This window comes from Rhizobium sp. BK060 (assembly GCF_014193145.1).
Lineage (GTDB): Bacteria > Pseudomonadota > Alphaproteobacteria > Rhizobiales > Rhizobiaceae > Rhizobium.
In genome coordinates, this window is record NZ_JACHYW010000037.1 from 1 (window position 1) to 16,328 (window position 16,328).

Genomic DNA, 16,328 nt, shown 5'->3' on the forward strand with positions numbered 1-16,328 from the left:
TCACATTCGCAAGCTCGACGCCTGTGCCATCGCCCTTCACGCGGATCTTCACGTTGTAATCAACCACCCGCTTTACGGGGACGAGAATTTTCATGGGGTCCTTCCTTCAACTCTTTCGCCAAGAAAATGCGCGTTTCGGCGCTGCTCCGATTGTCGAATGGCGACATGGATACGCGTTTTTCCTCCAAACACAACGCTTCCACGACGCAGACAGGCAAATTGAGCTCGTCAATATATGACGTTTACGTTCACGTCAATATTGCGGTTATTCCCTGTTCCAGGGAAGGCGCGGGCGTAACTGCTGGCCGGGCGCCACGGCCATTGCCGGGTTAGCTGTTCGCCGGTCTCTGACGGCCCGCGGTGTAACGACTTCCCGATCGAACAGAGGGACGCCGCGGCGGCGCATGAGAAGGACCAACAGGCCGCCGGCGAGGATGCCGCCCACATGGGCACCCCAGGAGATGCTGCCATCGGGTTCCAAGACCAGCATCACGAATTGCTGGCCGATCCAGAGAAGGAGCGGGACGAAGGCGGGCAACGGCAATGGCACGCGCATCAGCACGAGTACCCAGACCTTTACGCGAGGATGCAAGACGACGTAGGCCGTAACTACGCCCGAGATCGCACCGGAGGCGCCCACAAGCGGTGCTTCCGATGTCGTCCCCACGAGGCCATGAACGAGAGCGCCGGCCGCCGCGCAGAGCAGATAGAAGACAAGAAAGCGTAGGTGACCCATCGCGTCTTCGACATTGTCGCCGAAGACCCAAAGGAAGAGCATGTTGGGAGCCAGGTGCCAGAAACCCGAATGCACGAAGGAGTAGGTGATGTAGGTCAGCGGTTCCGGGATGAAGGCCAGCGCCGGCTCCAACCTTGCGTGGTGAAAGGCAACCGCGGGAATGTAACCCAGGCCCACAATCGTCGCCTGCGACACGGATTGGCTGGCGACAACCCCAGTGAATAGCCAAACCACGAGGTCCACCGCAATCAGCCCCATGGTGACCCATTGGACCTTGATATGCTTCAGCGTATTGGCATCGTGCAACGGTATGAACATGAAGCCTGCCCCCGGCGTTCGCGTCATGTGGTCGAGGGCGAGGTTACCTGTTTTTTCCCGGAACCCAAAGCACATCCGCATTGCCACGGTCATTGGCGTGACGGGCGGCGACGAAGAGGAAGTCCGAAACCCGATTGACATATTTCAATGCGGCGTCGCTGACGACCTCGCCATCCGTGCGGGCAAGTTCGACCATCAGCCGCTCCGCGCGACGTGCGATCGTGCGGGCGAGATGAAGATGAGCGGCAGCCGAGTGCCCGCCCGGCAACACGAAGGATTTCAAGGGCTGCAGGTCGGCGTTCAATTCGTCGATGTCGCTCTCGATGCGCGCGACCTGGCTATCGACAATGCGCAGCGGCTCGTGTGCGGGCGGCTTGCCATCATCTGGCGTCGCAAGGTCGGCGCCAAGGTCGAAGAGGTCGTTCTGGATCAGCGTCAGCATCCTCTCCAGGACGGGCATGCCCTGCATGTGGAGCCGCGCCACGCCGATGGCGGAGTTGGCCTCGTCGATGGTGCCGTAGGCCTCGACGCGCAGATCGTATTTCAGACGGCGCGGCCCGGAAACGAGTGCGGTGGTGCCGTCGTCGCCGGTCTTCGTGTAGATCTTGTTGAGTCTGACCATGCCTACCCCTCCCTTTCCTGACTTAGCTAGGGCGGCCGCCACCGGTCAGCCAGAGCGTCAGCATGATCAGGAGCACGGCGATCGCCTGCAGTAGCACGCGCAACTGCATCAGCTTGTTGGAGAGGTTCGGATTGCCGCCCTTCATCATGTTGAAAAGGCCGCGAATCAGCACCAGGGCGACGATGCCCATGACGATGATCGCGAGAATGTAGGTGACCGTGGACATGCTGGCTTTGGCTTTCCTGATTAGTCCACCCAGCGCATCAGGCGGTAGAACAGGTCTGCAGGCAGCAGCCTCTTCAGCACCATACCCTGCTTGGCCGGCGTGGTTACGGGGTAATGTGGTTTCGGATTGTTCGAGTTCAATGCGTGCTTCAGCACGGCATAGACTGCGTCCGGACCGAGCTTATGTCGATTGGGAGGGCCCGATCCGTCAAGCCGTGCAAGCTGACGGCGGTAATCTGCCGCATGCACCGAGTTTTTCACGTCGATGTGCTCATTGATCTTTGCGAGCGCGTTTGCCGTGAAACGGGAGGCGATCGGGCCCGGCTCGATCAGGCTTACGTGAATGCCACTGCCTTGCAACTCCATGCGAAGGCTGATGCTCAGACCTTCGAGAGCGAATTTGGAGGCGGTATAGGCGCCGCGGAAACGATACGGCACGACGCCGAGGATCGACGAGCACTGAACGATCCGGCCCTGGCCGCGCTTGCGCATCAGCGGCACGATCTGACGCGTCAACTCATGCCAGCCGAAGACGTTCGTTTCGAATTGAGCGCGCAGGGCGTCCGTCGGAAGGTCCTCGACGGCGCCGGGCTGTCCGTAGGCACCGTTGTTGAACAGCGCGTCGATGCGTCCGCCGGTCAGCGCCGTCACATCGCGCACGAAATCCGAAATCGTGTCGATGCGCGTATAGTCCATGCGGAAGGCCTCGATGCCGTGGGCTTCCAGCGGCGCCAGATCATCGCATTTGCGCACCGTGGCAAAGACCCGCCAGCCATCGGCCTTCAGCGCCCGGGCGCAGTATGCGCCGATCCCGGAAGAGCATCCGGTCACGATGATGGTGCGCTGGTCCGACATGGAATGATTCCTGTACAAAATGGGAGTGGTTTCCCATATTCGAACGGGCGACACAACGACCAAAGCCGGGACACCGAATGCCGAAGATAATGCGCATCTTCTATGATGTGGTCTACGATGCTATCTGCCACCTTATTGAAGACGACGGCTTCGCGATGGCGAGCCATGTCGCATTGTCTACGCTTCTGGCTGTCTTTCCGTTTCTCATTTTCGGCACGACGCTCGCGACCTTTCTGGGCGCTGACCAATTCTCAGACCGGGCGATACATCTGATCTTCGATACCTGGCCGGAGGCGATCGCCAAGCCGTTGGTCGACCAGGTAATCCAGGTCCTAACCGTGCCGCGCGGCGGCCTGCTGACTGTGTCCGTCTTGGCGGCGGCTTACTTCGCCTCGAACGGGGTCGAGGCGCTGCGGATATCGCTCAACCGCGCCTACCGTGTTCAGGAAACGCGGCCATGGTACATCACCCGCCTTGCAAGTCTTGGCTATGTCATCATCGCCGTAATCATCTTTGCGGCTGTCAGCATCCTGCTTGTGGCCGTGCCGCTTGCCCTCGATTATGCGCGCCAGTGGTTCCCTCTCTTTGCCGATACGCTCGAAGTCGTCTTCAGCTGGCGCGTCTACGGAACGCTGTTCATGCTGACCGTCGGCCTCTTCGTCGTTCACCTGTGGCTGCCGGCCGGGCGACGCCGTGTGTTCGATGTCGTGCCGGGCGTGCTGGTGACGCTGTTGCTTTGGTTGGCGGGAGCCCTGATTTTCGCCTATTACCTGGCGACGTTCGCCAACTACACCGCGACCTATGCGGGTCTGGCATCGGTGATGATCGTTCTGATCTTTCTTTATATGGTCGGTGTCATCTTCATTATCGGCGCCGAGCTCAATGCCGCCCTCCTGAAGTTTCGCGTGCGTGCGATCTTCAAGAACAACTTCCTCGGCGGGAGGCAGAATAAGACGTCAAAGCCCCACAAGGCGGCGGATGTCGGTCGGTGAAAGACCGCGCCCGCGGAGTTCGGCGAGCCCTGTGTCGCTTTCGCTCTTGGAAAGCTTGCGGCCGCCCTCATCGGTGATCAGGCGATGGTGGTGATAGACCGGCGCCGGCAAGCCGAGCAGGGTCTGCAGCAGTCGATGCACCGAAGTCGAATGAAAGAGATCGAGCCCGCGAACCACATGGGTAACGTCCTGCAGGGCGTCGTCAAGGACGACCGAGAGATGATAGCTCGACGGCGCATCCGACCGCGACAGGATGACATCTCCCCAGGCGCCGGGATTTGCGGCGATCAGGCCACGGTCGGCGTCTCCGGTTTCCTCCCAGGAAAGGGCCTCGCCCAATGCCTCCAAAGTCTTGCCCATGTCGAGCCGCCAGGCGTGCTTGAGGCCCGATGCGAGCAGTTGCCGCCGGTCGACATCGGACCGCTCGCGATCGTCAGGCGGATAGAGCGGCGAGCCGTCTGGGTCTCGCGGCCAGAGCTTACCATCTGCTTCGGCGGCTGCGACCAACGTCCTGGTCTCGCCCCGGGTCATGAATGCGGGGTAGGCGAGGCCGAGGTCGATCAACCGTTCAAGGGCTGATTGATATTCTGCGAAATGCTCCGACTGCCGCCGCACCGGTCGTTCCCAGTCTATGCCGAGCCATTCGAGGTCGGCATAGATGCCCGCCTCCAATTCGGGTGTACAGCGCGTCAGATCGATGTCTTCTATGCGTAACAGGAAGCGTCCTCCGGCCGATATCGCCATGTCTCGGTTCAGAAAGGCAGAGAGTGCGTGACCAAGATGAAGCGGGCCATTTGGGCTCGGCGCAAAACGAAAAACAGGCTTTTGACGAGGATTCGCGGTCATGCTTTCTTCTGCCATGGATTCGATAGGATCGCGAGGAAGCGTGTTGATCATTCGCAGCGATGATGATGTGAGGGAGGGGCTGGAGAACCTGCTTCGTCTTGATCCGCGGCTTGCAGCCGTTGCGGCCGAGGCCGGGCCCCTCCCTTTGCGGTTGCGCGAACCGGGTTTCGAGGGTCTCGCGCACGTCATCGTCTCGCAAATGGTGTCGCGAGCCAGCGCCGAAGCGATCTGGAGACGGATGCGACCGGTCGAAGGCGTGCTGACGACGGACAACTACGTGCTTCTCCATCCCGACGCGTGGCGCGAGTTCGGCCTCTCGCGCGCCAAGGCGGAAACGCTATCGCGCGTTGCCGACGCGGTCGCCTCCGGGCGCCTCGATCTCCTCGCGCTCTCCGCCTTGCCTCCTGACGAAGCGCTGGTTGAGCTTACGGCTCTCAGGGGAATCGGTCCCTGGACCGCCGAGGTTTACTTGATGTTCTGCGGCGGCCACGCGGACGTCTTTCCCTCCGGCGACGTTGCCCTGCAGAACGCGGTGGCTGCGGCATTCGGTCTCGGCGCTCGCCCGCCTGCCCGCGAGCTGGCGTCGTTGGCCCGTGCGTGGTCGCCATGGCGGTCGGTCGCAGCAAGGCTTTTCTGGGCCTATTATGCCATCAAGCTCGGCCGTGGCATGTTGCCGATCGACTGAGCGACAGCGCTTTGCATCGCGGCATTGATGCTTGAATTTATTAGACTTCACAATGCCGTCACAACCGGCCTAATATAAGAGGGCAGATGCCGAATCGATCAGGAGAGTCCCTTGACGATTGCAGTTTCCCCACAGGCCCTGCCGGCGCTCGTCCTGAACGCTGACTACAGGCCCCTGAGTTATTACCCCTTGTCGCTTTGGTCCTGGCAGGACGCGATCAAGGCGGTATTTCTCGACCGTGTGAATATCATTGCAGAATACGAACATTCGGTATCGTCGCCGAGCTTTTCGATGCGGCTTCCAAGCGTCGTCTGCCTCAAGACCTATGTCCAGCCTTCCCGCAATCCGGCCTTTACCCGCTTCAACGTGTTCCTGCGCGACAAGTTCGAATGCCAGTATTGCGGCGAGCATGACGACCTGACCTTCGACCATGTCATCCCGCGTGCCCATGGCGGGGAGACGACGTGGCAAAATGTCGTTGCGGCCTGCTCCCCCTGCAATCTCAGAAAAGGCAGCAAGCTGCCGAAACAGGCTGGCATGTTCCCGAATCAGAAGCCTTACCAGCCGACGGTACAGGATCTGCACAACAACGGCCGGCTCTTCCCGCCAAACTACCTGCATGACAGCTGGCTCGACTATCTCTACTGGGACAGCGAACTGCAGCCCTGATCAGTCTCCCATCCGTCAGGCTCAGGCCGTCTTTCGGACGCCAATAAAGGCGAAGGCCGCCAGGATGAGGCTCGCAATCACGTTCCAGCCTGCGAAGGACAGGCCAAGGACGCGTAGCGCGGCGTCGGTGCACGACGGACCCTTGATGCTGTTCAATTCACCCAACAGGTCGCCGGCGTTCTGTGTCATGCTGCCCGCCGTCGTGGAGCAGGTTGCCGGCCCTTGCCAGAACTGCCACTCGACACCGGCGTGATAGACGCCCATGCCGGCGCCGACGATCATCAGGATGCCGGCGGCGAGCAGAAATGCGCGGCCGATCCAGCTGGGAAGACCGACTGCGGAAGCAATCGCGCCAAGGATCGCGATCGGAATGCCGTAGTAATAGGGCTGCCGCTGCAGCAGGCAAAGGGCACAGGGAATGTAGCCGCCAAGATACTGAAAGCCGAGCGCGGTGCCGACAACCACCGCCATGCCGAGTGCGAGCACCATCGAGTAGCCGACGACCGGGCGAGCAAGGGAATACGAGGCAGGCATGAACGGACTCCGCGCAAATGGCTCAGTGGGCAAGTAATTTATAGGCGATCCCGAGGGCAATGGCGACGGCGGCAGCAACGCCCGCAACCTGCCCGAGGCGCTTTTCGATGAAGTGGCGGATCGGCTCGCCGTAGCGGCGCAGCAGCCACGCGAGGAAGAAGAAGCGCGCGCCGCGTGCGACGATCGCCGAGATGATAAAGAAGCCGAGATTCATGTGAATGACGCCGGCGAGGATCGTCACGACTTTGATCGGCGGTAGATGGGCCAAGCCTGAGGTCACGAGCAGCAGCAGCAGGATTTCCCACTCGTCGTGGATATAGAGTCGCAGCTGCTCGAAGGCGTCGAGCTTTCCGTAAAATTCTAGAACCGGGCGGGCGATCGCGTCATAGGCGTAGTAGCCGAGCATCCAGCCGGCGATGCCGCCGAGGACGGAGGCGGCGGTCGCGACCAGCGCGTAGCGATAGGCGCGCTCCGGCTTAGCGAGCGCCATCGGCAGGTAAAGAACGTCGGCAGGAACCAGGAAGACAGAGCTTTCGACGAAGGCGATAACGGCGAGCCAGACTTCGGCCGATTTCCGAGCTGCGAGAGACATGGTCCAGTCGTAGAGTCTGCGGAGCATTCCAATCCTTTCGCTTCGAGCGCATGAGCTTTATGGGGCGTCGGTGCGGCTGTAAATGCTTGCTGTGTCGTTCGTAGGGTGACGTGCCAAAAAATCTTCGTGATCGCACTGAGCACGGAGCTCACGAGTCGACGCGGGAGGGCTGATCGTGCTTCTGCCGCATGACGTTCATTTCCGTTCGTTCGCGGGCCATTTCGCTGACGGCCTGGCGCAAAACGGGATGCTTTGCCGTGAACATGTTGAAATCGCGCCTTTCCAGCACAAAGAACTGGCAGAAATCCACGGCGACGACGTCTGCGGTGCGGCGACCGCCGCTGAGCAGCGCCATCTCGCCAAAGAACGCGCCAGGGTCCAGTCGGATCGGCTCACCCGGCAGTTGAACTTCCACCGCGCCCGACGACAGGAAGTACATACCATCGCCTCGGTCGCCCTTGCGCATCACGCGCTCGCCTGGCAAGGCCGATTTCGGCCGAAAGAGGAGCAGTAATTCCTCCTGCGAATCCTCGTCTACTTTGGCAAAGAGTGGAAAGGTTTCGATAAGCTCCTGCATCTCGAGCTGATGCTTGTGCTCGCGGGCTTCGTTGATCGCTCGGATCTTTTCAAGTTCGCGGCCGAGTGCCTCATGCCGACGGCGGCCGAAGTGATTGCTGAGCGCCGGCCATCTGGCGTGGATTTGGGTGTGCAGCGCTTCGGCGCCCACGCATACGAGCGGATTGAGCGTGATCGAAATGATGGCGGACGCGAGGATGATGTCCTGCCCGTCATTCGGCAGCAATCCGAGAGAAACGCCGAGGCTAGCAAGAATAAACGAGAATTCACCGATCTGCGCCAGTCCGCCTGATACGGTCAACGCCATTCCGATCGGATAGCGAAGCATGACCACGATGAGGAAGGAGATGACGGTCTTGCCGATGATGATCAGCGCCAGGGCGCTGATTACGGCCATCGGCTGGCGCACCAGGATCGAAGGATCAAACAGCATGCCGACCGATACGAAGAACAGCACCGAGAAGGCGTTCTGAAGCGGCAGCGAATCGGCAGCGGCGCGATGGCTGAGGTTGGATTCGCTCATGACCACGCCGGCGAAAAAAGCACCGAGCGCGAATGAGACGCCGAAGATTTGCGCGGAGCCGAATGCGATGCCCAGCGCTATGGCGAGGACCGTCAGCGTGAAGAGTTCGCGTGAACCGGTTCTGGCGACGAGCGTCAGGAGCCAAGGGACGATCTTCGGGCCGAGAAAGATCGCCATGACCGCAAAAGCGCCGACTTTCAACAGTGTCAGCGCAATCGTCAGCGGAAGAGGCAACCCCGCACTTTGTGCAAGGCTGCCGCTGTCGGCATGGCCACCGAGCAATTCGGCGACGGCGGGCAGAAGCACCAATGCCAGAACCGTGGCAAGGTCTTCGACGATCAGCCAACCAACGGCAACGCGGCCGCTGGCCGAATTGAGCAGATTGCGCTCCTCCAAGGCCTTCAGCAGCACAACCGTGCTTGCTACCGACAGGCTGAGGCCGAAGACGATCCCCGCGCCCAGGCCCCAACCCCACCATTTGACGAGGGCGACACCGAGCAGCGTAACGATAACGATGCGCGCGATTGCGCCCGGCACGGCGATGCCGCGTACCGCGAGGAGATCGGCGGTGGAAAAATGTAGGCCAACGCCGAACATCAGCAGGATGACGCCCATTTCTGCCAATTGACTGGCAAGCCCGGCGTCGGCGACGAAGCCGGGCGTCATCGGCCCCATGGCGATACCGGCCAACAAGTATCCGACAAGCGGCGGCAGACGCACTCGATCGGCGATATAGCCGAGTATCGCCGCACAGACGAAACTCACAGCAACTGTGGCAATAAGCGATACTTCCTGATGCACGCGTGCACTTTCCCTCTTGGCGGGCGCAGTTTGGCCGAAACGCCCGAGAAATTAAACAGTTGATTTGCCACGTCCGACCAATTGCTGGGTAGAGCGCAATTGAGGCAGCAATGCTGCGAGCGCTGGTGGCGCAGGCGTTGCAGTGAGGCAACACACTTTGTCGGAACGGCGCTGGCAAGTGCCTTAAATGGCGGGTGAACCGCTATACAGTGCATCAGAAGAATTGCATGTTCCTGTCAGTGAAGATCCGATCAAGCCGATCGTGGGGCCGAATTGACTGATACTGCTGATGGTTCATACGTTTCCGCGCCACGCGCTGCGCGGCTGGACGCGCTTTTGCCTGTCCTACTATTGGCGACGTACTTCACGGCAAGCTTTGCCCTTAGGCTCCTTCGCGGTGGCGATCTCGGGTCCGACGAGGCAGAACAGATCAGGCTCGCGCATGCCTTGCAACTGGGATACGGCGATCAGCCGCCGCTCTACAACTGGCTGTTTTACTGTTTTGGCAAGGTCTTCGGCGTGTCGGTCGACACACTCGCCTTCTTGAAAAATGCCACGCTGCTGGTGAGCTGCATCTTTCTCGGCTTGGCGGCCCGCAAAGTGGTGGGGGCGCGCGACACTGCTTGGATCTCCGTCCTCGGCCTGCTCAGCCTGCCCGCGATCTTTCTGCTCTCGCAGCGGGATTTGACTCATAGCGTTGGCGCCTTCGCTGCCGTTGCATTCTTCCTGTACGTGCTGGCGCTAATGGCGGAACGGCCGTCAACCGGCAACTATGCGCTTCTCGGCGCGGCTGCCGGTGTTGGATTGCTTGCGAAGTACAACTTTGCGATCATCCCCGTCGCGACCGTCGTCGCGCTCCTACTTGAACCCGGTATGCGGCGATTGGTCCTCAACTGGCGCCTGGCGGTGACCATCGCGATTGGTCTCGCCGTCGCCGGGCCGCATGTCTACTGGGTTATGACCCATCTCGATACGGCAACCGGCGACACGCTGACGAAGATGCGGGGAGTAGCAACCCACGAGGCTCCCGTCCAACTGGTGGCCGCGTGGCAGCTGCTGGCATCGATTGTCAAATGCTCTGCGTTGACGCTGGCTATCCTTGCCGTCGTCTATCGTGGTCATATCCGCACGATCTTAACCGCGAGCAGCGAATGGACGCGGGTGATCGGCCGTATGCTTCTCATCTGCATGTTTCTGGTCTTCGTGATCATGCTTGCCGTCGACGCGACGATGATGCGTCCGAAGTGGATCACAATCTTCTTCGTGGCTTTCCCGCTCTATCTGGCATTTAAGGTCGATGCGGCAGGCATTCAGGTTCCTGGTGCAACCCGGAAGCTTGTGGCGCTTGTGGGGGCTGTGATTTTTATCTCCCTCGGCGTCGTTTTCGCTGAGAGTTTCCACTGAAGCCTGCCACGCCTGCGGCCGAAAAGCACGGGAGCGGATCGCACGATGACACTTTCGTGGATTGTCGGTGGTGCCCCATGCCGGGGTCGAACCAGCACTTCTTTCGAAACTCGATTTTGAGTCGAGCGCGTCTACCAATTCCGCCAATGGGGCAACGGATACCGACGAGGCGGCTGTCTAGCATGCGTTCGCCCGCGCGCGCAAGACGGCGGGCGAAGTTCTCGGCTTGATTTATTGGAGTTCCCGGCCTGCCACCTGCGGCCGGAAACAGCATCAATGCGCGCCAGCGGCGGCGGGCTGGTGGAGACCGGACTTCTTCAACGTGATCGCAAGGATCGAGGCGAGCAGGCAGAAGGCGCCGGCGATGAAGAAGGCGGGCAGATAGCTCTGCAGTTCGGTGCGCGACCAGCCGGCGCCGTAGGCGGCGGTTGCCGCTCCCAGCTGATGTCCGGCGAAGACCCAGCCAAAGACGAGTCCAGCCTTTTCGCGGCCGAAGCGGTCGGCGGCGATCTTGACCGTGGGTGGGACGGTGGCGATCCAGTCGAGGCCGTAAAAGACAGCAAAAATCGACAGGCCGTAGAAGCTGAAATCGCTGAAGGGCAGGAAGAGCAGCGAGAGGCCCCGCAGACCGTAGTACCAGAAGAGCAGCCAGCGATTGTCGAAGCGGTCGGAGAGCCAGCCGGAGCCGATGGTGCCGAAGAAATCGAAGATGCCCATGACGGCGAGGACGCTCGCGGCAGCGACCGGCACGATGCCGAAGTCACCGCAGAGCGTGACGAAATGCGTCTGGATCAGGCCGTTGGTGCTGAGGCCGCAGATGAAGAAGGTGGCAAACAGAATCCAGAAGGTCGACGTGCCGGAGATTTCCTTGAGAACCGTGATCGGAGTTGCCAGCATCGCCAGCAGGCCGGACTGCGTCGGCGGCGGCTGGGTGACGTGTTCTTCACCGAAGGCGGGCAGGTTGAGGTCGGAGGGGCGGTCGCGCATGAAGGCCAGCACGATGAGGGCGGCGAACATGATCATGCCGCAGACCAGAAAGACCGTTGCGCGCCAGCCGTAGCGCTCCGTCAGCTCGGCCATCAGCGGCAGGAAGACCAGCTGCCCGGTCGCCGAGCTTGCCGACAGCATGCCGACCACGAGGCCGCGATGCTTGGTGAACCAGCGGGCAGATACGGTTGCTGCGAGCACCATTGCGGTCAGTCCCGTGCCGAAGCCAACGACGACGCCCCAGAGCAGAAGCAGCTGCCAGAGCTCAGTCATGAAGAGCGAGCCGACGAAGCCACCGCCGATCAGGGCCATGGCGAAGACGATGACCTTACGGACGCCGAAGTAGTTCATGAAGGCGGCGGAGAACGGTCCCATGAGCCCGAACAGGATCAGGCGGACGGCGAGTGCGGAGGATATCTGCGAGGTCTCCCAGCCGAACTCGTCCTGAAGCGGCTTGATGAGGACGCCGGGGGCGCCCATCGCGCCGGCGGTCACCAGCATGGTGAGGAAGGTTGCCGCGACAACCACCCATCCATAGTGGATGTTGCGTCGCGCCAGCGATGAGGCAAGTGCAGTCGATACCATGTGGCCGTCCCGTCTTGAGGTTGTCGGAGACTATCGGAAGCTTTTAGATGATGGTCATCATAATTGTTGCGTATTGATGATGGACGTCATATAAATTGTCAAGCTGCCAATTGCGGAGAAGCGAATGCGGGTCAGCCGAGAGAAATTTGCCGAAAATCGCGAGAAGATCCTGCAGGTCGCAGGCGTGCTGTTTCGCGAAAAGGGCTTCGACGGCATCGGCGTTGCCGACATCATGAAGGCCGCCGGAATGACGCATGGCGGATTCTACGGTCATTTCGAATCCAAGGAAGAGCTGGCGCTGGAAGTCAGCCGCGCGCTGATCGAGAAGGTGAAGATCCGCTGGAATGAGATCATCGCTTCGGCGCCGGGGCGGCCGCTCGATGCGCTGCTCAATCACTATTTGTCGCGTTGCAGCGTCGACGATCCGGGCGGCAGCTGCGTCTTCGCCTCGCTTGCCCAGGAGGTTAGCCGCAGCCGCGGGGCGGTGCGCGAAACCTTTAACGATGGGCTTTCAATGCTCGTCGACGTTCTGTCCGAGATCGTTCCCGGCGAGACCTCGGAGGAGCGACGCGAGAGGGGGTTTACAACGCTTTCCGCGATGATGGGGGCGGTAATTCTGGCGCGCGCCGTCGAGAGCCGCGAACTCTCCGATAGTTTTCTTTATACGACGCGCGACGCACTTTCCCTAGCAAGCAGGACCGACGGTTAGCCTCGGCGCGCGATCAGACCGCCGATTTCCACCACCTCCGCGAACGTGCCCTCGGGCGAAAGTTTGAGAAGGGTGGCGCGAAGTTCGGTCTCGAAGGCTGCAGTCCTTTCGCCGAGCGCCTGTGGCGACGTCACCGAGGTCGAGAAGGCCCGGCCGACGACATCGTCGAGGCTGAGCCTGCGTTCCCTGACAACGGAGATTCGTTCCAGATCGTTAAAGGTGGAACGGAGCAGGATGCTCTCATGCTCGATCCAATCCGGTCCCTTTCGCCGTTCGCGATCGGCATTGCGCTCCGGCGCGAAGGTTTTCGCCAGTTTATTTACGGACTGCCGCCAGTCCGGCGTTGAGGAGATGTGACGGCCGCCGAACAAGACGACACAGCCGTCGGCAAGGGTGATCGCGTCGAGAGCCTTTAGCGTCGCCGGGCGGTCCATCCAATGAAAGGAGCGTCCCATGACCGTCATCTTGAGAGGCGCGAAGCGCGAATCAAGATCGTAGGAAGAGCCCTTGACGAAGGTGACATCGACACCGGCGGCGGTTGCATCGGTGCGCGCCGCATCCAGCATTTCCGGTTCGGGATCGAGGCCGGTCACGGCGGCTTTGGCAAGTCGCGCGAAGGCGATGCCGAGTTGAGCGGGGCCGCAGCCGAGGTCAAGCACGCGCTCGCCGGCTGCGAGTCCGGCACGGGCCGCGACCCGATCGATGAGTTCATCCGGATAAGGAACGCGATAGCGCGTATAGTAGGCGGCCGTGGACTGAAAGCGGCGCGCCTCGAAGGGAATGGTCGTCATGGCAATATCCTTGAGCGGAACGGCCGGTCGCCGGCTCAATATAAGCGACCGGGCATTCTCCAAACGATCTCGTTATTTGAAGCCTTCGACCCTGTGAGGAACGTACGGTTCTTCCAGCGCCGCAATGTCCTCGGTCGTCAGCTTGACGGACAAGGCGGCAACCGCGTCGGCCAGATGATTGGCTTTCGACGCGCCGATGATCGGCGCCGTAACAGCACCTTTCTGCAGGATCCAGGCGGTAGCGATCCGGGCGCGGGAGACGCCATGTTTCTCGGCCAGCTTGCCGACGATGCCGATGATGGCGCGATCGGCCTCTTCCGCCTGCTTGTAGAGTGTCTTGCCGAATTCGTCGGTCTCGCTGCGGACCGTCTTCTCATCCCAGTCGCGCGTCAGCCGGCCGCGGGCGAGCGGGCTCCACGGGATCACCGCGATCTTCTGATCCTGGCAGAAGGGCAGCATTTCGCGTTCCTCCTCGCGGTAGAGCAGGTTCAGGTGGTCCTGCATGCTGACGAAGGACGCCCAGCCGTTGGCGCGCGACGTGTAAAGCATCTTGGCAAATTGCCAGGCATACATGGAGGAGGCGCCGATATAGCGTGCCTTGCCTGCCTTCACGACATCATGCAGGGCTTCCAGCGTTTCCTCGATCGGCGTCGTGTGATCGAAACGATGGATCTGATAGAGGTCGACATAGTCGGTGCCGAGGCGACGCAAGCTTTTGTCGATCTCGTCAAAGATGGCTTTCCGTGAGAGGCCGGCGCCGTTCGGGCCGGGTCGCATGCGATTGAAAACCTTGGTCGCGAGCACGATGTCGTCCCGCCTGGAGAAGTCCCTTATCGCCCTGCCGACGATCTCCTCCGAGGAGCCATCCGAATAGGTGTTGGCGGTGTCGAGAAAGTTGATGCCGAGGTCGAGCGCCTGCTTGATCAGTGCCCGGCTGTCTTCTTCACCGAGCGTCCAGCTGTGGTTGCCGCGGCCAGGCTCGCCGAAGGTCATGCAGCCCAGGCAGATTCTCGACACTTCCAGCCCAGTGCCGCCAAATTTGATGTAGTCCATGAGATTGCTCCAAACATCAGATCGCTACCCAGCGCGTCCTTTGATCTAGCGCGGCAAGCGCGAAAGTGTCGGCCACTCACACAAAAGTTTTGTGACCGATCCAAGGATGTCCGGCCGATCTCGCGCTTGCGTCGGCCGGGTTCTGGGTGTTAGCTGCTGCAGCATCTGACTGGATTTCTGCCGATGAGACTGCCGCAGCGCGATCGCTACGAAGACCTTTACCGCGATTTTGCGTGGGACATACCGCAGGATTTCAATATCGGCCGTGCGGTCAGCGACGACTGGGCCGCGCGGGCGCCGGATCGCGTCTGCCTCGAGCATTTCAGCCCTGGTGGCAGTCACCTTTCCATGACCTACCGGGAGTTGGCAGATCGATCATCATCGCTCGCCAATGCGCTTGTGTCACTGGGGTTGAAGAAGGGCGATCGGGTCGCGCTGCTGCTGCCGCAGTCTTTCGAGACGGTCGTCGCGCATGTCGCGATCTACAAGATGGGCGCGATCGCATTGCCGCTGGCTTTGCTCTTCGGCGTCGAAGCCTTGGAGTACCGGCTGCGGACGGCGGGTGTTTCCGCCGTCATCACCAATGCATTCGGACTTGAGCGCATCAGCCTGATCCGGGAACGACTGCCTGACTTGGCCGAGGTCATCAGTGTTGACGGCGATAAGCCCGGCGCACGATCCTTCGCGGCGCTGGTGGAAGGCCATCCGCTAGTCTTCGAGGTCGCGAAGACGGCGCCACATGATCCGGCATTGATGATCTTCACGTCGGGAACGACGGGTCCGCCGAAGGGAGCCCTTCACGGCCACCAGGTGCTTGCCGGGCATCTACCGGGGATGCAGTTTGCCCATGAGGGCTTCCCGCAGCCGGGCGACAAGGTCTGGACGCCGTCCGACTGGGCCTGGGCTGGCGGCTTGCTGAATGCGCTCCTGCCCAGCCTGCTGCTCGGCGTTCCCGTCGTCTCGTCGCCGGCGCAGAAGTTCGATGCGGACATGGCTTATCGCATCATGGCCGAGATGAGGGTGCGCAACGGCTTCATCCCGCCGACGGCACTCCGGCTACTGAAGTCGGTGCCCGATCCGCGCTCGAAGTATGACCTCGTGCTGCGTACGATTGGCTCGGCGGGCGAGTCGCTCGGCGCCGAAACGCTGGAATGGGCCAAACGCACGCTCGGGATCACCGTCAACGAGTTCTACGGCCAGACGGAGTGCAATTTCGTGCTCTCGTCGAATGCCGCAATCGGTGTCAGCCGTCCCGGTGCGATCGGTCGGTCGGTGCCGGGGCATTGCGTAGCGATTATCAGCGAGACAGGCGAAGTGCTGCCGGCTGGCGAAGCCGGGCAGATCGCGATCCGTCGGCCGGATCCGGTGATGTTCCTCGGCTATTGGAACGATGGCGCGGCGACCGAACGGAAGTTTGTCGGCGACTGGCTGCTGACGGGCGATATCGGGCGCCAAGATGCGGACGGCTATGTCACCTTCTTCGGGCGGGACGACGATGTCATCACGTCCTCAGGTTATCGCATCGGACCGGCGGAAATCGAGGATTGTCTTATCGGCCATCCGGCTGTGCAACTCGCTGCCGCCGTTGGTAAGCCCGATCCCGTGCGCACCGAGATCGTCAAGGCCTATGTCGTACTGGCGCCCGGCTTCGAGCCAAGTGGCCGATTGGCCTGCGATATCAGGGAGTGGGTGAAGATGCGGCTCTCGATGCATGAGTATCCGCGCGAAGTGGAATTCGTCTCGGAACTGCCATTGACGACGACAGGCAAGGTGATCCGCCGCATACTTCGCGAGCGCGCCAGCGCTAGCTGAGACCGTTTGGCGT

Annotated in this window: 17 protein-coding genes, 1 tRNA gene and 1 pseudogene; 6 read left to right on the forward strand and 13 right to left on the reverse strand. The window is 61.1% G+C overall.

Annotated elements, in window-relative coordinates:
* The 5 genes and pseudogenes from FHT71_RS28075 to FHT71_RS28095 all read right to left on the reverse strand — a co-directional run.
* Window positions 1–94: pseudogene (locus FHT71_RS28075) on the reverse strand (electron transfer flavoprotein subunit beta/FixA family protein); the annotation flags it as partial.
* Between the two features lie 171 nt (window positions 95–265).
* The gene (locus FHT71_RS28080) at window positions 266–1,054 is read right to left on the reverse strand and encodes a rhomboid family intramembrane serine protease (RefSeq protein ID WP_007790739.1); all 789 of its coding nucleotides are present in this window, start codon (window positions 1,052–1,054) and stop codon (window positions 266–268) included.
* Between the two features lie 43 nt (window positions 1,055–1,097).
* Window positions 1,098–1,676, reverse strand: coding sequence for a cob(I)yrinic acid a,c-diamide adenosyltransferase (locus FHT71_RS28085; RefSeq protein WP_007790737.1), 579 nt, complete (start codon window positions 1,674–1,676; stop codon window positions 1,098–1,100).
* Window positions 1,677–1,698: 22 nt separating this feature from the next.
* Window positions 1,699–1,902, reverse strand: a complete 204-nt coding sequence (locus tag FHT71_RS28090; RefSeq protein ID WP_007790735.1) for a twin transmembrane helix small protein — start codon at window positions 1,900–1,902, stop codon at window positions 1,699–1,701.
* Between the two features lie 20 nt (window positions 1,903–1,922).
* A complete protein-coding gene (locus FHT71_RS28095; protein WP_132594006.1) occupies window positions 1,923–2,756 on the reverse strand; it encodes an SDR family oxidoreductase in 834 nt (277 codons plus the stop codon).
* A gap of 77 nt (window positions 2,757–2,833) precedes the next feature.
* Here FHT71_RS28095 and FHT71_RS28100 point away from each other — a divergent pair, with 77 nt between their 5' ends.
* A complete protein-coding gene (locus FHT71_RS28100) occupies window positions 2,834–3,748 on the forward strand; it encodes a YihY/virulence factor BrkB family protein (protein ID WP_007790729.1) in 915 nt (304 codons plus the stop codon).
* Here the strand turns inward: FHT71_RS28100 and gluQRS are convergent.
* Complete coding sequence (gluQRS, locus tag FHT71_RS28105; protein ID WP_165933190.1) at window positions 3,713–4,594, reverse strand: tRNA glutamyl-Q(34) synthetase GluQRS; 882 nt, start codon at window positions 4,592–4,594, stop codon at window positions 3,713–3,715. The genes FHT71_RS28100 and gluQRS overlap by 36 nt on opposite strands.
* Here gluQRS and FHT71_RS28110 point away from each other — a divergent pair.
* Both FHT71_RS28110 and FHT71_RS28115 read left to right on the forward strand, forming a co-directional pair.
* Window positions 4,593–5,279, forward strand: coding sequence for a DNA-3-methyladenine glycosylase (locus FHT71_RS28110; RefSeq protein ID WP_183722947.1), 687 nt, complete (start codon window positions 4,593–4,595; stop codon window positions 5,277–5,279). The genes gluQRS and FHT71_RS28110 overlap by 2 nt on opposite strands.
* Window positions 5,280–5,390: 111 nt before the next feature.
* Complete coding sequence (locus FHT71_RS28115) at window positions 5,391–5,948, forward strand: HNH endonuclease (RefSeq protein WP_007790722.1); 558 nt, start codon at window positions 5,391–5,393, stop codon at window positions 5,946–5,948.
* 21 nt (window positions 5,949–5,969) lie between these two features.
* Here the strand turns inward: FHT71_RS28115 and FHT71_RS28120 are convergent, their stop codons facing one another.
* The 3 genes from FHT71_RS28120 to FHT71_RS28130 all read right to left on the reverse strand — a co-directional run bounded on the left by FHT71_RS28120 (window position 5,970) and on the right by FHT71_RS28130 (window position 8,974).
* Window positions 5,970–6,482: a disulfide bond formation protein B gene (locus FHT71_RS28120; protein ID WP_132594012.1), complete on the reverse strand. Its 513-nt coding sequence runs from the start codon at window positions 6,480–6,482 to the stop codon at window positions 5,970–5,972.
* Window positions 6,483–6,504: 22 nt separating this feature from the next.
* Entirely contained in the window at window positions 6,505–7,101 is a 597-nt protein-coding gene (locus FHT71_RS28125) for a YqaA family protein (protein WP_132594014.1), read from the reverse strand.
* Window positions 7,102–7,222: 121 nt separating this feature from the next.
* A complete protein-coding gene (locus tag FHT71_RS28130) occupies window positions 7,223–8,974 on the reverse strand; it encodes a cation:proton antiporter (RefSeq protein ID WP_007790714.1) in 1,752 nt (583 codons plus the stop codon).
* Between the two features lie 273 nt (window positions 8,975–9,247).
* On the opposite strand from FHT71_RS28130, the gene FHT71_RS28135 reads away from it, so the two are divergent.
* Window positions 9,248–10,378, forward strand: a complete 1,131-nt coding sequence (locus FHT71_RS28135; RefSeq protein ID WP_245505560.1) for a glycosyltransferase family 39 protein — start codon at window positions 9,248–9,250, stop codon at window positions 10,376–10,378.
* Window positions 10,379–10,446: 68 nt separating this feature from the next.
* On the opposite strand, the gene FHT71_RS28140 is transcribed toward FHT71_RS28135, so the two are convergent.
* Window positions 10,447–10,531, reverse strand: a tRNA-Leu gene (locus tag FHT71_RS28140).
* Window positions 10,532–10,651: 120 nt separating this feature from the next.
* Window positions 10,652–11,950 carry an MFS transporter gene (locus FHT71_RS28145; RefSeq protein ID WP_183722949.1) on the reverse strand — a complete coding sequence of 433 codons (1,299 nt, stop codon included), beginning with the start codon at window positions 11,948–11,950 and terminating at the stop codon, window positions 10,652–10,654.
* Window positions 11,951–12,074: 124 nt separating this feature from the next.
* Here FHT71_RS28145 and FHT71_RS28150 point away from each other — a divergent pair, with 124 nt between their 5' ends.
* Window positions 12,075–12,659 carry a TetR/AcrR family transcriptional regulator gene (locus FHT71_RS28150; RefSeq protein ID WP_007790708.1) on the forward strand — a complete coding sequence of 195 codons (585 nt, stop codon included), beginning with the start codon at window positions 12,075–12,077 and terminating at the stop codon, window positions 12,657–12,659.
* On the opposite strand, the gene FHT71_RS28155 is transcribed toward FHT71_RS28150, so the two are convergent.
* Both FHT71_RS28155 and FHT71_RS28160 read right to left on the reverse strand, forming a co-directional pair.
* Entirely contained in the window at window positions 12,656–13,450 is a 795-nt protein-coding gene (locus FHT71_RS28155) for a class I SAM-dependent methyltransferase (protein ID WP_132594016.1), read from the reverse strand. The genes FHT71_RS28150 and FHT71_RS28155 overlap by 4 nt on opposite strands.
* A gap of 72 nt (window positions 13,451–13,522) precedes the next feature.
* Window positions 13,523–14,503 (reverse strand): aldo/keto reductase, encoded by a 981-nt coding sequence (locus tag FHT71_RS28160; RefSeq protein WP_183722951.1) that lies wholly within the window; start codon window positions 14,501–14,503, stop codon window positions 13,523–13,525.
* Window positions 14,504–14,686: 183 nt separating this feature from the next.
* On the opposite strand from FHT71_RS28160, the gene FHT71_RS28165 reads away from it, so the two are divergent.
* Entirely contained in the window at window positions 14,687–16,315 is a 1,629-nt protein-coding gene (locus tag FHT71_RS28165) for an AMP-binding protein (protein ID WP_132594018.1), read from the forward strand.
* Window positions 16,316–16,328 lie beyond the last annotated feature (13 nt).

Coding starts and splice junctions, on each gene's coding strand:
- FHT71_RS28110 (WP_183722947.1), top strand. CDS start 4,593: ATGCTTTCTTCTGCCATGGATTCGATAGGATCGCGAGGAAGCGTGTTG.
- FHT71_RS28080 (WP_007790739.1), bottom strand. CDS start 1,054: ATGTTCATACCGTTGCACGATGCCAATACGCTGAAGCATATCAAGGTC.
- FHT71_RS28145 (WP_183722949.1), bottom strand. CDS start 11,950: ATGGTATCGACTGCACTTGCCTCATCGCTGGCGCGACGCAACATCCAC.
- FHT71_RS28165 (WP_132594018.1), top strand. CDS start 14,687: ATGAGACTGCCGCAGCGCGATCGCTACGAAGACCTTTACCGCGATTTT.
- FHT71_RS28150 (WP_007790708.1), top strand. CDS start 12,075: ATGCGGGTCAGCCGAGAGAAATTTGCCGAAAATCGCGAGAAGATCCTG.
- FHT71_RS28125 (WP_132594014.1), bottom strand. CDS start 7,101: ATGCTCCGCAGACTCTACGACTGGACCATGTCTCTCGCAGCTCGGAAA.
- FHT71_RS28095 (WP_132594006.1), bottom strand. CDS start 2,756: ATGTCGGACCAGCGCACCATCATCGTGACCGGATGCTCTTCCGGGATC.
- FHT71_RS28160 (WP_183722951.1), bottom strand. CDS start 14,503: ATGGACTACATCAAATTTGGCGGCACTGGGCTGGAAGTGTCGAGAATC.
- FHT71_RS28090 (WP_007790735.1), bottom strand. CDS start 1,902: ATGTCCACGGTCACCTACATTCTCGCGATCATCGTCATGGGCATCGTC.
- FHT71_RS28085 (WP_007790737.1), bottom strand. CDS start 1,676: ATGGTCAGACTCAACAAGATCTACACGAAGACCGGCGACGACGGCACC.
- FHT71_RS28120 (WP_132594012.1), bottom strand. CDS start 6,482: ATGCCTGCCTCGTATTCCCTTGCTCGCCCGGTCGTCGGCTACTCGATG.
- gluQRS (WP_165933190.1), bottom strand. CDS start 4,594: ATGACCGCGAATCCTCGTCAAAAGCCTGTTTTTCGTTTTGCGCCGAGC.
- FHT71_RS28100 (WP_007790729.1), top strand. CDS start 2,834: ATGCCGAAGATAATGCGCATCTTCTATGATGTGGTCTACGATGCTATC.
- FHT71_RS28155 (WP_132594016.1), bottom strand. CDS start 13,450: ATGACGACCATTCCCTTCGAGGCGCGCCGCTTTCAGTCCACGGCCGCC.